The organism is Allobosea sp. FG18 (genome assembly GCF_057809495.1).
Genome location: NZ_JBMDKB010000009.1, coordinates 41,845 through 55,924, shown reverse-complemented (window position 1 = coordinate 55,924; position 14,080 = coordinate 41,845). Strand labels below are relative to the sequence as shown.

The following is a 14,080-nucleotide window of genomic DNA, read 5'->3' as shown; positions in this document are numbered from 1 at the left end:
CTTCCCCGGCAGGATGTTGTCCGATGCCCGCTCCCCTTTGGCTTGCCCGTCTGTCTTCCGCCGTCCTGTTCGGCGCGTCCGTGCTGTTTGCCGGCGCAGCCAGCGCCGAGACGATCGAGGTCACCGATCTCGCCGGGCGCGTCGTCAATGTCACGCGCGACCCCCAGAAGATCGCCCTCAGCGAAGGCCGCCAGCTCTATACGCTCGCGATGCTCGACCGCGATGACCCGTTCAAGCGCGTCGTCGGCTGGGGCAACGACCTCATCGAGAACGATCCGGGCGCCTGGCAGAAGTATCTGGCCAAGTTCCCGAAGGCCAGGGACATCGCGAACATGGGCAATCCCTATGCCGCCGATGTCAGCATGGAGAAGATCGCCTCGCTCGGCACCGAGGTCTACATCCTCGACCTCTCCAACTACTTCAAGGCGCAGGAGACCGGCCTGCTCGGCAAGCTCGAGAAGGCCGGCATCACCACCGTCTTCGTCGATTTCCGCCAGGACCCGACCCAGAACGTGCTGCCGAGCGTGCAGCTCCTCGGTCGCATCCTCGGCCTCGAGAAGGAAGCGAACGCCTTCGCCGACTACTACATGCGCCAGACCCGCAGCATCTATGCCCGCGTCGGTTCGATTCCCGACAAGCAGAAGCCGCTGGTCTTCGTCGAGCGCGCCGCCGGCCTCCTGCCCTGCTGCGCCACCTTCGGCCCGTTCAACTTCGGCCGCTTCATCGAGGAATCCGGCGGGCGCAACTGGGGCAGCCAGTTCTTCTCCGCCTTCCAGGCGCAGGCCGCGCAGGAGAAGGTGCTCGCCGACAACCCGGACGTCTATTTCCTCACCGGCGCCAACTGGTACGGCAGCAATCCCGGCAGCAGCGCCGTCAGCCTCGGCTATGACGCGACGCCGGAGAAGGTGCAGAAGGAAATGGCGGCGCTGATGAGCCGCCCGGGCTTCCAGCAGCTTAAGGCCGTGCAGGCCAAGAAGGTGATGGCCTTCTACCACCAGTTCTACGACGCGCCCTATTACTTCATTGCCGAGCTCGCCATGGCGAAGGAGTTCTATCCGGACCGCTTCAAGGACGTCGACCCGGAGGCGGTCTTCAAGGAATTCCACGAAAAATTCCTGCCGATCCCCTATTCCGGCGTGTTCTGGGCCAAGCTCCAGTGAACGCGGCCTGAGCGACGATGGCCGCGACCCTGCCCATGACGGCAACCGCCACCGGGGATTATCGCCGGCGCAATGCGCGCCGGCTGAAGCTCGTCCTGCTCGGTGTCGTCGCGCTGGCGGTTGCGCTGGCGCTCGATGTCTCGATCGGACCCGGCAATCTCCCGCTTGGCGATGTCCTGCGCACGCTGGTCGATCCGCAATCGGCGACGCCGCGGCTCTCCGTCATCGTCTGGGACCTGCGCCTGCCGATCGCGCTGATGGCGATGGCCGTCGGCGCCATGCTGGGCCTGAGCGGAGCGGGCATGCAGACCATCCTCGCCAATCCGCTGGCCGACCCCTTCACGCTCGGCGTCTCCGCCGCCGCGACGGTCGGCGCCTCCGTCGCGATCGTCTTCGGCTGGAGCGTCATTCCCGGCGCCGGGCCCTATATCGTCACCGCCAATGCCTTCGTCTTCGCGCTGGCGGCCTCGCTCGTCCTGTTCTTCATGACCAAGCTGCGCGGCGTCAGCGCCGAGACGATGATCCTCGTCGGCATCGCCCTGCTCTTCACCTGCAACGCCATCACCGCCTTGCTGCAATACCGCTCCAACGAGGTGCAGCTCACCCAGATCGTGTTCTGGACGCTGGGCAGCCTGGCCCGCGCGAGCTGGGAGAAGGTCGGCGTCGCCGCGCTGCTGATCGCGCTCGCCTTACCGTTCTTCCTGATGCGCGGCTGGGCGCTGACGGCGCTGCGTCTCGGCGACGAACGGGCCGAGAGCCTCGGCGTCCGCGTCGACCGCCTGCGCCTGGAAATCCTCGTCGCAACCTCGCTGCTTGCCGCCGTCTCCGTCTCCTTCGTCGGCGGCATCGGCTTCATCGGCCTCGTCGGCCCGCATATCGCGCGGCTTCTCGTCGGCGAGGATCAGCGCTTCTTCCTGCCGACCGCGACGATTGCGAGTGCCGTGCTGCTCTCGCTCGCCTCCACCGTCTCGAAGGTGATCACACCCGGCGTGATCTATCCGATCGGCATCATCACGGCGCTGATCGGCGTGCCCTTCTTCATCAGCCTGGTCATGTCGATCCGCGGGCGGGGAGTCTGAGCGATGGCGTTGCTGATCCGCGATCTCGATTTCCGCTATGGCGCGACGCCGGTCCTGCAGGGGCTTGGCACGGAAGCGCTGCCGCGTGGCGAACTCGCCGCTTTGGTCGGCCCCAACGGCTCGGGCAAGTCGACCCTGTTCCGCTGCGCCGCCGGCCTGCTGCGGCCTGAGCGCGGCACGGTCGCGCTCGATGGCCATGACCTTTCGCAGCTCTCGCAGCGCGAGCGGGCCCGCAAGGTCTTCTATCTCGCGCAGGATACCGGCGCGCGCGTCGCGCTCTCGGTCTTCGACATCATCCTGCTCGCCCGCAAGAGCCTGCACCGCGGCTATGCGCTCGCGGCCTCGCCCGCGGATACCCACGCCGTCGAGGCGGTGATCGAGGAGCTGGGCTTGGCCCCCTTCGCCTCGCGTGACATCGCCACGCTCTCGGGCGGTCAGCGCCAGCTCGCCGCGATCGGACAGGCGCTGGTGCGCGAGCCCGATGTCCTCCTGCTCGACGAGCCGACCAGCGCGCTCGACGTCCGCCGCCAGCTCGACGTCATGGCGACGATCCGCGAGGCGACGCGCCGGCGCGACATCGTCACCGTGGTGGCGATCCACGACCTCTCGCTCGCGGCACGCTTCGCCGACCGGGTGCTGGTGATGAATTCAGGACGCATCGCGCAGGCCGGCGCGCCGGCCGAGGTGCTTGCGCATGAGGCGGTCTCGGAGACATATGCGGTCGGCGTGCATCTGGAGCAGTCGGCCCGGGGCACACTTCTGGTCGAGCCCTATATCCAGGTTCACTGATGTCCGCTCCCTCGACGCACGACAATTTCACCCTGAAGGAAGAGATCCGCGCCTATTGGTCGGCGCGGGCCGAGAGTTTCGATCTCTCCTTCGGCCACGCGATCAAGTCGGATCGCGAGCTCAAGGCCTTCCAGCGCCTGATCGGTGATTCCTTCGGCCCCGAACCGCTCGACGTGCTCGACCTCGCCTGCGGCACCGGCGAGATCACCCGCGCCCTGCTCTCGCTGAACCACCGCGTCACCGCGCTCGACTTCTCCGAGGCGATGCTGGAGCGTGCCCGCGCCAAGCATGGCAAGGCCGCCCGTTTCCGCCTCGGCGATGCCGAGCGCCTGCTCGACGAAGACGCGAGCTACGACGCGGCGATCACCCGCCATCTCGTCTGGACGCTGACCGATCCGGAAGCCGCGCTCAGCGAATGGTTCCGTGTCCTGCGCCCCGGCGGTCGTCTGCTGGTGATCGACGGCGACTGGGTCAACCGCACGCGCTGGCAGGCGCTGGTCAACCGTTTCGGCAACTGGCTGCGCGAGAAGCGCGGCGCGGCCGTCCACCAGATCGACGCCGATACCCATGCCTCGATTACCAGCCGCTTCTACTTCAAGGGCGGCCTGAGCCGGGAGCGTCTCGAAGCGATGCTGACCGCCGCGGGCTTCACCGATATCGTCCCGGCCGATTACCATCAGGTCGTGCGCGAGCAGCAGCGTGCGGCGCCGCTGCATGACGCGATCAGGCTGGCCTCATCGACCCGTTTTGCCCTTCTCGCGTGCAAGCCTGCCGCTGTCGCCATTTCGCGCTAGCGCCTGCCGGCTACTCTTCGGAGCCCTCCGATGGATCCCGGATCGGCGCGGCTTCGCCGCTTGTCCGGGATGACGATATGTTTCCGTTAAGGGGCAGCATCCTCTACAGGAACGGACAGCGCGCCGCTTCTTCAGGCGGTGTCGCGGGACAGGAGCGAGCGATGAACGCCAGGCCGGATTGGGACGCCGCGCAGTATCTGCGCTTCGAGGACGAGCGCACGCGGCCCTCGATCGACCTGCTCGCCCGCGTCCCGCTGAGCGCTCCGAAGCGCTGCATCGATCTCGGCTGCGGCCCCGGCAACAGCACGGAGCTGGTCGCGGCCCGTTACCCCGACGCGGTCACTGAAGGCCTCGATTCCTCGCCGGACATGCTGGAGAAGGCGCGCAAGCGCCTGCCCGGTCTCTCCTTCATCCTCGGCGACGTGAACACCTGGTCCGATGCGGCGGGCTGCGACGTGATCTTCGCCAATGCCGTGCTGCAATGGCTGCCCGACCACGCCGCGCTATTCCCGCGGCTGGCAGGTTCGCTGACGCCCGGCGGCTGCCTGGCCGTGCAGATGCCGAACAATCTCAACGAGCCCTCGCATGTCGCGATGCGCGAGGTCGCGGCGGAAGGCCCCTGGGCCGAGAAGCTCGCGAATGCCAAGGCCGAGCGCGCGACGATCGGTAGCTTCGGCGATTACCGGCGCTGGCTGATCGAGGCTGGCTGCCGCGTCGATATCTGGCAGACGACCTATGTCCACGCGCTCGCCAATCTCGAAGCCATCGCCGAATGGTTCAAGAGCACCGGCCTGAAGCCCTATCTCGACCGGTTGACGGCCGAGGAGCAGAAGGACTTCCTCGCCCGCTATCTCGAACGCATCGCGCCGCATTACCCGGTCGAGAGCGACGGGAAGGTGCTGCTGCGCTTCCCGCGCCTGTTCGTGGTCGCCGTTAGAGAAGGTTAGGGCCTACAGCCTTTTGATTTGAAACGCGGAGTCATCCCGGACGCAGCGAAGCCGAGATCCGGGATCCATGCCTGAACCTCCATCGGAAGCGCTCCGGCATGGATCCCGGGTCAAGCCCGGGATGACCCGCGTGGTTCCGAGTCACATCAGAATGGCCAAGCTCCGAAGCGGTCAGCTTCGGGCCGCTTCCGTCTTCTTGGCGGCGACATGCTCCTCGTCGGAGGCGCCAGCGCGCCAGTAGCTGACGACGAGGTTCTGGTCGCGCTCCGGCCTGAGCTTGCCGCGCGACGCCGCTCGGATCGCCTTGAACGCGGCATGTTCTGCTGCCGCCCAGAGATAGGTCGGGGGACCGTCCTCCGGCCAGTCGATGGTGGCGAAGGCATCCTGCAGCAGCGGTAGGCTGCCCGGCGCGGCGTTCCCACGATGCAGCCAGGTCAGCGAGATGCCGGTAGGGTGGCGCAGGGGCTGTTCCTCGCTGGCATCGGCGACCTCGATGAAGACCTGGCCCACGGCCTCGGCCGGCAGGTTCTCCAGCATCCGTGCCGCGGCCGGCATGCCGGTCTCGTCGGCGAGGAAGACATAGCGCTCGGCCGGCTTGAACCCGCGCCCGCCGGGGCCTGCCATGCCGATCCGGTCGCCGGCCTTGGCCCGGAAGGCGAAGGCCGAGCCCGGCCCGGCATCCTCGTGCAGTACGAAATCGAGCGCGACCGTGCCGGCAGCGACGTCGATCTCGCGGATCGTGTATTTGCGCACCAGCGGGCGGGTCTCCGCAGGCGAGGACAGCAGGAGCCCGTCATCGCCGACCATCGGCCAGCTCGGCTCGCTCACGCCCTCCGGCGGGATGAACAGGCGCACATGCAGCGCGTCGATATGGTCGTAGCGGGCGAGATCGTCGCCCTTGAAGCGGATGCGGGCCATATGTGGCGTGATCCGCTCGACGCCGATCACCGTCAGGATGCGGAATTCGGGCGGCAAAGCGGGGCCGGTGCCGTCGCCGCTCCAGCGCATCTCGGGCGTTGCGTCCTTCGGAGCGAACTCGATGACATGGCTGGCGATCGCGCGCTTCATGCCCAGCAGCGTGGCTGCGTCCGGCGCCTCGACGTGGACATCGAGCGCGTTGACCGACAGTTCGATGCACGCCCGGCTGCCGTCGAGAGCGATGATCGTCGTGCCGTCCTGCTCCGTGATCACGGCCTCGTGCTCGACGAGATGCTCGCAGAGCGGCTTCAGGACGCCCGCCGGGTTGGCGAGCGTGATCCGGGTCGAGGTGGCCAGCATGATGGTCTCCGTCAAGGCTTGGGCGGTGTCGCGATCCAGAGCGTCCCGTCGAGCGGGATCGCGGAGAAGCGGGCGCCCTCGGCAAGTGTCGCGGCGGGGTCGATATCGGCGAAGCGCTCCGGATGGAGCCATTTCGCCAGCGCCTCGATCGCGACGACATGCAGCGGGGTATCGTTGAACAGGTGCCAGAAGCCGAAGGCTCGCCGTTTCTCGATGGCGCTGAGCATCTTAAGCGAGGGCGTGGCCAAGAGCTTGGCGAAGCTCGCCGCAGCATCCGTCTCGCTCACCCCGAGGCCGAGGACGAGCCCGCCGAGCTTGCTGAGATGCGTGCCGCCGCTCGCGATATAGACGTCAGGATCGGCGCCGATGAGCTGTTCGAGGCCGATCTGCCCGGTCGCGCCCGGCAGCATCGCGGCGGCGATGTTGCGCCCGCCGGCGGCCTGGATGAACTCGTTGAACGTGCCTTGTCCGGCCGTCATGCAGCAATCGTAGCCGCCGGCATGGGCGTGGATGAAGACGGAGGGGCGCTTCGCGTCCGCGACGCGGCTCGCGATCCGCTTCATCCGCCCCTCGTAGAAGGCGATCAGGCGCTCGGTCTGTTCCTGCTGGCCGATGAGGATGCCGAGCGTCCTGAGGCTCGGCACGGTGTCGCGCAGCGGCTCCAGGTAGAAATCGACGACCGCGAGGGGGACGCCGGCGGCTTCCAGCTTTTCGACGAGGTCGCCGGGGCCGCGGCGCGTGCCGGCGAGCGATTTGCTGAGCACGACGAGATCGGGGCCGAGCGCGATTGCTCGTTCCAGCGAGAAGCCGGTGGCGGTCCCGCCATCGCCGACGAGGGGAAGCGCATTGATCGCCGGGAAGCGCGCCCGGTAGCGGGCGAGCCCATCGGGATTCTGGCGTTCGAGATCGCTGCCCCAGCCGGCGAGGATGCTGACGGGATCGGGATGGATCAGGCCGAGCGCGTTGAGTTGCCGGCCCTGCGCCAGCACGATGCGCTTGGCCGGCGCCGCGAGCCTGACGGTGCGGCCGAGGATATCGGTCGCGACGACCGGATCGGCCGCCATGGCCGGCAGCGCCGGCAGGCTTAAGCCGGCGAGGAGCAGCGAGCGCCTGTCGAGCATCATGCGGCTGCTGCCTTGTCCTGGGCCGTGCCGGCAAGTGCGAAGGCCACGGTGCGCGCGAGCATCGCTGGGATCACCGAGACGTGGTTCTCGCTGGGGAATTCGGTGAAGCTGCAATCGAGGCGGCCTGACGCGGTCAGGCGCGCCGCCATTTCCGCCGCGTTGTCGCGCATCCTTGCCCGCGCGAGACGCTCGGCCCGTTGCGGGGTGACGGCGAGCACCGGGTCCTGCTCATGGCTGCCAACCGTGATCAGGAGCCGTCCGGCCGAAGCCGAACCACCGCGCCGGAACATGTCCTCGCTCGCGAGGATGGCGCGGTCCTGCCACCAGATCGACGGGCTGCCGGCGGCGAGGGACGTAAACAGGCCGGGTCGGGTGAACAGCGTGTGCAGCACGAAGAGCCCGCCATAGGAATGGCCGGCGAGCGCGCGCCTTGCCGGGTCGAGTGGAGCGATCCGCGCGACGGCCGGCAGTATCTCCTCGACGATCATGTCGAGGAAGCGATCGGCGCCGCCGGGGACGGGCAGGAGATCGCGCTGGCGCCGCTCGGCATCGAAGGGCCGCTCATGGGGATAGCCGATCCCGATGACGACGGCCGGGCCGACGCTGGTCGCTTCCGGGCGTTGCGCCTGCAGGCGGGCGGCGGTGGCAGCCACCGGGAACAGCGCATGGCCATCGACCAGCACGAGGGTCGGGAAGCCGCATGCCGGAGCGGGCTGTTCCGGCACGGAGATCAGCAGCCGGTAGCGTGAGCCGTCCCGCGCCTCGAACTCGCGCTGCCAGGCCTGCGGCAGCGCGACGGGGGCGAATGCGGGGTCGGAAAGGCTGCCTGGCTGCATCGGCGACATCACCAGCGATAGGACAGTGTCGCGAGCACCGTGCGGCGCAGGCCGAAGGAACACTGCGTCGTGCCGTAGCAGCCGGAGATATACTCCTTGTCGAACAGGTTCTGGGCGTTGACCTGCACCTTCCAGCCCTTGAGTGCGGGGTTCGCCGCTGCGAGGTCGTAGCTGATCGCGGCATCGACCAGCGTGTAGTCCGGTGTGGAGAAGGTGTTGCCGGGATCGCCCGCGCCGCCGCCGACATAGCGCACGCCGGCGCCGAGCCCGAGGCCCGAGAGCGTCCCCGTCCGGAAGGTGTAATGCGCCCAGAGCGCCGCGGTGTGGCGCGGCACGACCGGCGGGCGCCTGCCGAGGTCGACGCCGTTGCTCTTCGTCACCTCGGCATCGGTATAGGTATAGGCTGCGACGAGGTCGAGATTGTCGAATACGGTTGCCCGAGCCTCGACCTCGACGCCGCGCGCCCGGATCTCGCCGGTCTGGATCTGGAAGGTCGGGTGGGCGAGGTCGGTCGTCGTGACGTTGCTCTGGGTCAGCTGGTAGACCGACGCCTGCAGGAAGGCGTTGGTCCCCGGTACTTCGTATTTGAAGCCGGCTTCGTATTGCTCGCCTTCGGTCGGCTTGAACGGCGTACCGCCGAAGGCCGTGCCGGCCACCGGCTCGAACGAGGTCGAGTAGCTGGCATAGGGCGCGAAGCCGTTGTCGAAATTGTACATCAGCGCGACGCGGCCGGTCCGCGCCGTGTCGTCCTGCTTGGTCAGGACGCCGGTGGACAGCGCGCGGGTGCGGGCCTCGGCGCGGTCGAAGCGGCCGCCGACCAGCAGCGAGAGCCGGTCGAGCTTGATCTGGTCCTGCAGGTAAATGCCGTACTGCGCGGTGGTCTGATTGGTGCTCGGCACGGTTGGCAGGACGAAGGGCAACCGCCCGTAGACCGGGTTGGTGAAGTCGAGCGACTGCACCGTGCCGCCGGCGCCGGTGGCGGCCTTGGCATCGGTCCAGTAGCCGTCGACACCGAACAGCACCTTGTGCGTCAGCGGCCCCGTGCGGAAATCGGCCTGGAGCTGGTTGTCGATGCCGGCGGTGCGGGCACGCTCGTTCGAGATCGTGGCGCGGCGCGTCAGCGTCTTCTGGTCGGCCGCGATGCCGCCGACCGCGACGGTGCGGTTGCGCGACTCGAGGTCGGAGATGCGGACGTTCTGGCGGAAGGTGAAGACGTCGTTGAAGCGGTGTTCGAAGGCGTAGCCGAGATTGGCCTGGTTGCGGCTATAGCCCTCGAAATTCGGTTCGCCCGGGAAGAACTCGCTGCGGATGCGGCCGGCGCGGCTCGGCAGCACGGTGCCGACCGCCGGGATGAAGCCGTAGAAGCCGGTTTCCGGGTCGCGCTGGAACGAGGCCATCAGGGTGAAGTTCGTCGCGCCGCTCGGCCGGTAGGTGAGCGAAGGCGCGATGAAGATGCGCTCCTCGCGGGTGTAGTCGACCTGCGTGTCCGCTGCCCGGCCGAGGCCGACGACCCGGTAGAGCCAGGTCTTCTGCGAGTCGATCGGTCCGCCGAAATCGAACGCCATCTGGGCGCGCTCATGGCTGCCGAACTGGAGCTGGACCTCGCCGTGCCGCTCCTCCTTCGGGCGCTTGCTGACCATGTTGACGATACCGCCGGGCTTCACCTGCCCGAACACCACCGAGGACGGGCCGCGCAGCACCTCGACCCGCTCCAGCCCCCAGGATTCGTAGGTCGGAACCAGGAAGTTGACGCCGCGCTGATAACGCAATCCGTCGAGATTGTTGACGAAGCCGGCACCGGACCCCGAGCCGCCGAACCCGCGGATGAAGACGCTGTCATAGCGCCCCATCGACAGGCGGGTCTCGCCGACCACACCGGCGGTATAGCGCAGAGCCTGGCTGACATTCTGCGCGCCCTGGTCGTCCATCTGGTCGCGCGTGACGACCGTGATCGACTGCGGCGTCTCCATGATCGGCGTATCGGTCTTGGTCGCGGTGTCGCTGCGGCGGGCGACATAGCCGTTGACCGGGCCGCCGGCGCGCTCGCCCTGGACCTCGATCGTATCGAGGCCGATCGCGGTGCCTGCCGACTGCGGTTGGGCGCCTTGCGCCAGCGCCGTGCCCGCTCGGCCGGCGAGAAGCGCGACCAGTGCCACGCCAGCCCGTCCCATCGCGCGATTGCTGCTGTTGATCCCGATCATACCCGTAATCCTGCCCCTGGCGCCTGCGCGCCCTCGTCTCCGGGGTTCTTTCAGGAAGGCTGCCGGGCCGGCAACGCGCTTGGCTTTCGATCGCGGCAGTATTTCTTTCGGTCGCGTTTCGAACGCGTCCAAGCAAGAACGGGAGGGCAGATTCATGGCCTGGATCAGCGCAGCGAGCTCGGCGCGACGCCGAAACGCTTGCGGAACAGCCCGGAGAAATGCGCCGGGCTATAGCCGACCTGGAAAGCGGCGACGGCGACGGTTGTCTCCCCGCTCGCGATCATCGCATAGGCCTGCTGCAGGCGCTGCTCCTGCAGATACTCGAAGACGCTGGCGCCGAATTCCGTTCGGAAGGCCGATGTGAGCTTGGTCGGGTTGAGCCCGCTTTCGCGCGCCAGTTCCGCCAGGCTGAGGGGCTCCCGCAAGGTTTCGAGCAGGCGGTCGCGGGCCGCATGAACCTGCTCGCGCAGGCGCGGGTTGAGCCTTGCCGGGCGGACGGGCCGCTCGCCGAGCATCCGGTCCAGCACCAGCGCGCCGAGTTCGAGCGCCTTGCCGGCGAGATAGAGCGGGCGCAGTGCCTCGCCGACCGGGCATTCCGCCATCTGCAGCGCCAGCGAGCGGATCGGGGCATCGGCCGGGCGCACCCAGACGCCGGCATCGTCGGAGCAGGCGAGGCGCGCGGCCTTGGCGACATCCGGCCCGAACTCGCGGGCGACGAAATCGAAGTCGAACTGCATCAGCGCGCAGCGCAGCGCGCCGTCCGCGAGGCCGGTGCGCTGCTGCATATGCTCGCCGCCATTGGCGGCGACGAGCACTGTCGGCCCGTCGAGAACGACGGCGGGGCGGTCGTCGAGCTCCAGTGCCTGCCGGCCTTCGAGCATGACCGCGACCTTGAGGCCTGGCCGCATCGGGCCGACGATCCGCTCGCCTTCCTGGATCAGGAACGTGCCGGCGGAGAGCGAGAGATTGCGCGAGAACAGCTCCAGGCTCGTGGCAGATTTCTGTACGGGGCTGGAACCGGCGTGCATCGCGACCTCTGTGAGGAGGTGACGTCTATCCGAAGCTGGAGTAAAAAACAAACAATATCAATAGTTTAAATGAATTCTAAGGTGCGCTCACCGCCCTCCGGCGTCATTCCGGACAAGCGGCGAAGCCGCGCCGATCCGGAATCCATCGAAGGGCGCTCACGCCCGCGATGGCTTCCGGGTCTCCGCTTCGCTCCGCCCGGAATGACGGCGTCTTCTGGTCGAGCGTCGTGGGCCTTGAGCGTTCGTTGATCAGCGAAGGGGTAGGGGCGGATGTCGGGCTGGCGCCTCAGAGATAGGGCGGCGTGCAGGCGCTGACGACGATGCAGCGTTCCGTCCCGATATTGCGGTAGCGATGCGGGATGCGGCTGTCGAAGAGATAGGCATCGCCGGGCTTCAGCACCTTGATCTGATCGCCGACGGTGATCTCGAGCTCGCCGGCCAGCACCACGCCGCCTTCATGGGATTCGTGCTTGAGCATGGCGGCGCCGGTATCGGCGCCGGGATCGTAGGATTCGTGCAGGATCTGCAGGTTATGGGCCTGCGCGTCCCCGACCTGGCGGAAGGACATCTGGCCCCGGCTCTCGCCGCCATTGACCTGGTGCAGGCGCGAGGTCAGGTCCAGCAGGTCTGAGGCTTCGAAGAACACCTTGTCGCGCGGCGTCCGTTCCTCGTCAAAAAAACTCACCATCGTCATCGGAATGCCGCCGAGAATCTTGCGCAGCGACGCGACGGAGGGACTGTTCCGGTTCTGCTCGATCAGCGAGATCAGGCTATGGGTCACGCCTGAACGCGCCGCGAGTTCGCGCTGGGAAAGCCCGGCCGCCAACCTGATTTCCTTTAGCCTGCCGCCGACGTCAAAGCTCATGGTTGTTCCGTTCCCCCATCCTGCGCGCCTTGTCGTTCCTGCGCGTCATGCAGGGGCCGCTTGCTCGACGGCCCTTGCCATGTTCAATATTCTGAGCAATGCTGCCGGAAAGCCAATAAGAAAATAGTGTCATGGGGAACCGGCGGAGTGGAATAGTTTTCGCGTTCAAAGCACACCGTCCAGACTAAAAACCTCATTCGATACGAGAGGGCTGCCGGCTCGCGGATGATCGCGCGCATGGCACGGGAGATGCTTGCCGAAGACTATCGCCTCGCCAATGCCTCGCGGCGAGAATTCAACAGGGAAAGCAGGGTAATCCAGGCCGATGACGCAAGCCGAGACCGTTTTGTTGAATGGCCGCATCTTCTGCGGCTTGGCGGAAGGCTTCGTCGAAGCCCTGGCGATTGGCGGGGGGAAGGTTCTGGCCGCCGGCCCGGCCGCCGATGTCGCCACCCTGCAAGGGCCGGCTACCCAGGTCATCGACCTCGCAGGCCGCGTGGCCATTCCCGGCCTGAACGATGCGCATATGCATCTGCTGCCGCTCGGTCTCGCGATGAGCGAGGTCAATCTGCGCCCCGAGGAGGGCGTCAACAGCATCGACGAGATCCTGCGCCGCATCGCCGCCGCGGTGAAGGGCAAGAAGCCCGGCGAATGGGTCACCGGCCGCGGCTATGACCATAACGAGCTGGCCGAGGCCCGCCATCCCACGGCCGAGGAACTCGACCGCGTCGCGCCCGACAACCCCGTCTATATCAAGCGCACCTGCGGCCATGTCGGCGTCGTCAACGGCCGCGCCATGGCGGCGGCCGGGATCGGCCACAACACGCCGAGCCCCGATGGCGGCCTGATCGAGCGTCGCGACAACAAGCTCACCGGCCTGCTGGCCGAGAGCGCCATGCGCCTGATCGTCGAGGCGATGCCGAAGCCGAGCGCCGCCGAACTCAAGGCCGCGATCGAGAAGGCCGGGCACTACATGCTCGCGCAGGGCTTCACCAGCGTGATGGATGCCGGCGTCGGCATGCTCGCCGGCATGGCCGAGATCGAGGCCTATGAGGAGGTCGCGCGCGCCGGCACCCTGCCGGTCCGCACCTGGGTCTGCATCTATGGCAATGCCGACGGCATCGGCGACGAGGCCCATGCGGCGGGCTATCGCTTCGGCCGCGAGACCGGCCTCCTGCGCTACGGCGCGATGAAGGTCTTCGGCGACGGCAGTGCCGGCGGTCTGACCGCGGCAATGACCGAGCCCTACCTGGTCGGCGACCCCGATAATCGCGGCATCTTCATCTATTCCGATGCCGACATGCATCGCTATCTCCGGCACTACCACGAGCTCGGCTACCAACTCGCGATCCACGCGATCGGCGACGCCGCGATCGAGCAGGTGCTCTCCGGCATGGAGAAGGCCGACAGCCCCGCGCATCCGATCAAGGGCCGCCGCCACCGCATCGAGCATTGCGGCTTCCTGACCGACGGCCAGCTCGCCCGCATGGCTGCCTCCGGCATCGACCCGGTGCCGCAGCCGGCCTTCATCTACGAGTTCGGCGATCTCTACGTGATCAATCTGGGCGAAGAGCGCGCCGGCGCCTCCTATCCGATGCGCAAATGGCTCGATGGCGGCCTGCATGCGGCGGCCAGCTCGGACGCTCCCGTCTGCGCCACAGACCCGTTCAAGAACCTCTTCACGATGGTCACCCGACAGACCAAGCGCCATACCGAGATCGGCGGCGCCGAAAAACTGAGCATGGAGGAGGCGGTCCATGCCTATACCTTGCTCGGCGCCTATACCCAGTTCGCCGAGGACAAGCTCGGCCGGCTGATGCCCGGCCAGCTCGCCGACATCGCCGTGCTCTCGCACGACATCTTCGCGATCCCCGTCGAGAAGGTCGAGAACGAGGTGCGTTGCGACCTGACCCTGCTCGGCGGCGAGGTCGTCTTCGACCGGCATGGCCAGCTCGCGGCTGCCGCGCAATAGGCCGGGG

Annotated in this window: 12 protein-coding genes; 6 read left to right on the top strand and 6 right to left on the bottom strand. The window is 67.5% G+C overall.

The window, feature by feature from the left end; genetic code table 11:
* The first annotated feature begins 23 nt into the window (after positions 1-23).
* From ACODTJ_RS11955 to tam, 5 genes are all read left to right on the top strand, one after another.
* On the top strand, positions 24-1,160 hold the full coding sequence (locus ACODTJ_RS11955) for an ABC transporter substrate-binding protein (protein WP_488848908.1): 1,137 nt from the start codon (positions 24-26) through the stop codon (positions 1,158-1,160).
* Positions 1,161-1,177: 17 nt separating this feature from the next.
* Positions 1,178-2,239, top strand: coding sequence for a FecCD family ABC transporter permease (locus tag ACODTJ_RS11950; RefSeq protein WP_488848907.1), 1,062 nt, complete (start codon positions 1,178-1,180; stop codon positions 2,237-2,239).
* A gap of 3 nt (positions 2,240-2,242) precedes the next feature.
* Complete coding sequence (locus tag ACODTJ_RS11945) at positions 2,243-3,028, top strand: ABC transporter ATP-binding protein (RefSeq protein ID WP_454654187.1); 786 nt, start codon at positions 2,243-2,245, stop codon at positions 3,026-3,028.
* Positions 3,028-3,822 carry a class I SAM-dependent methyltransferase gene (locus ACODTJ_RS11940; RefSeq protein WP_454654185.1) on the top strand — a complete coding sequence of 265 codons (795 nt, stop codon included), beginning with the start codon at positions 3,028-3,030 and terminating at the stop codon, positions 3,820-3,822. The genes ACODTJ_RS11945 and ACODTJ_RS11940 overlap by 1 nt, the downstream gene beginning before the upstream one ends.
* A 161-nt stretch (positions 3,823-3,983) precedes the next feature.
* The gene (gene tam, locus ACODTJ_RS11935) at positions 3,984-4,769 is read left to right on the top strand and encodes a trans-aconitate 2-methyltransferase (RefSeq protein WP_454654184.1); all 786 of its coding nucleotides are present in this window, start codon (positions 3,984-3,986) and stop codon (positions 4,767-4,769) included.
* 171 nt (positions 4,770-4,940) lie between these two features.
* Here the strand turns inward: tam and ACODTJ_RS11930 are convergent, their stop codons facing one another.
* The 6 genes from ACODTJ_RS11930 to ACODTJ_RS11905 form a co-directional block, all read right to left on the bottom strand.
* Positions 4,941-6,047, bottom strand: coding sequence for a DUF2218 domain-containing protein (locus ACODTJ_RS11930; protein WP_488848904.1), 1,107 nt, complete (start codon positions 6,045-6,047; stop codon positions 4,941-4,943).
* 11 nt (positions 6,048-6,058) lie between these two features.
* Positions 6,059-7,171 carry an ABC transporter substrate-binding protein gene (locus tag ACODTJ_RS11925; RefSeq protein ID WP_454654181.1) on the bottom strand — a complete coding sequence of 371 codons (1,113 nt, stop codon included), beginning with the start codon at positions 7,169-7,171 and terminating at the stop codon, positions 6,059-6,061.
* Entirely contained in the window at positions 7,168-8,007 is an 840-nt protein-coding gene (locus ACODTJ_RS11920; protein WP_454654180.1) for an alpha/beta hydrolase, read from the bottom strand. Before ACODTJ_RS11920 ends, ACODTJ_RS11925 begins: the two co-directional genes overlap by 4 nt.
* A gap of 8 nt (positions 8,008-8,015) precedes the next feature.
* Positions 8,016-10,208, bottom strand: a complete 2,193-nt coding sequence (locus tag ACODTJ_RS11915; RefSeq protein WP_488848902.1) for a TonB-dependent siderophore receptor — start codon at positions 10,206-10,208, stop codon at positions 8,016-8,018.
* 164 nt (positions 10,209-10,372) lie between these two features.
* Positions 10,373-11,236: a helix-turn-helix transcriptional regulator gene (locus ACODTJ_RS11910; RefSeq protein ID WP_454654177.1), complete on the bottom strand. Its 864-nt coding sequence runs from the start codon at positions 11,234-11,236 to the stop codon at positions 10,373-10,375.
* A gap of 286 nt (positions 11,237-11,522) precedes the next feature.
* Positions 11,523-12,101, bottom strand: a complete 579-nt coding sequence (locus tag ACODTJ_RS11905) for a cupin domain-containing protein (RefSeq protein ID WP_454654175.1) — start codon at positions 12,099-12,101, stop codon at positions 11,523-11,525.
* Between the two features lie 325 nt (positions 12,102-12,426).
* Between ACODTJ_RS11905 and ACODTJ_RS11900 the strand changes: the two genes are divergently transcribed.
* Positions 12,427-14,073 (top strand): amidohydrolase, encoded by a 1,647-nt coding sequence (locus ACODTJ_RS11900; RefSeq protein ID WP_454654174.1) that lies wholly within the window; start codon positions 12,427-12,429, stop codon positions 14,071-14,073.
* Positions 14,074-14,080: the final 7 nt, after the last annotated feature.

Excerpts from the sequence above, each read along its gene's own strand:
- ACODTJ_RS11955 (WP_488848908.1), top strand. The coding sequence starts at position 24 with ATGCCCGCTCCCCTTTGGCTTGCCCGTCTGTCTTCCGCCGTCCTGTTC.
- ACODTJ_RS11950 (WP_488848907.1), top strand. The coding sequence starts at position 1,178 with ATGGCCGCGACCCTGCCCATGACGGCAACCGCCACCGGGGATTATCGC.
- ACODTJ_RS11945 (WP_454654187.1), top strand. The coding sequence starts at position 2,243 with ATGGCGTTGCTGATCCGCGATCTCGATTTCCGCTATGGCGCGACGCCG.
- ACODTJ_RS11940 (WP_454654185.1), top strand. The coding sequence starts at position 3,028 with ATGTCCGCTCCCTCGACGCACGACAATTTCACCCTGAAGGAAGAGATC.
- tam (WP_454654184.1), top strand. The coding sequence starts at position 3,984 with ATGAACGCCAGGCCGGATTGGGACGCCGCGCAGTATCTGCGCTTCGAG.
- ACODTJ_RS11930 (WP_488848904.1), bottom strand. The coding sequence starts at position 6,047 with ATGCTGGCCACCTCGACCCGGATCACGCTCGCCAACCCGGCGGGCGTC.
- ACODTJ_RS11925 (WP_454654181.1), bottom strand. The coding sequence starts at position 7,171 with ATGATGCTCGACAGGCGCTCGCTGCTCCTCGCCGGCTTAAGCCTGCCG.
- ACODTJ_RS11920 (WP_454654180.1), bottom strand. The coding sequence starts at position 8,007 with ATGCAGCCAGGCAGCCTTTCCGACCCCGCATTCGCCCCCGTCGCGCTG.
- ACODTJ_RS11915 (WP_488848902.1), bottom strand. The coding sequence starts at position 10,208 with ATGATCGGGATCAACAGCAGCAATCGCGCGATGGGACGGGCTGGCGTG.
- ACODTJ_RS11910 (WP_454654177.1), bottom strand. The coding sequence starts at position 11,236 with ATGCACGCCGGTTCCAGCCCCGTACAGAAATCTGCCACGAGCCTGGAG.
- ACODTJ_RS11905 (WP_454654175.1), bottom strand. The coding sequence starts at position 12,101 with ATGAGCTTTGACGTCGGCGGCAGGCTAAAGGAAATCAGGTTGGCGGCC.
- ACODTJ_RS11900 (WP_454654174.1), top strand. The coding sequence starts at position 12,427 with ATGACGCAAGCCGAGACCGTTTTGTTGAATGGCCGCATCTTCTGCGGC.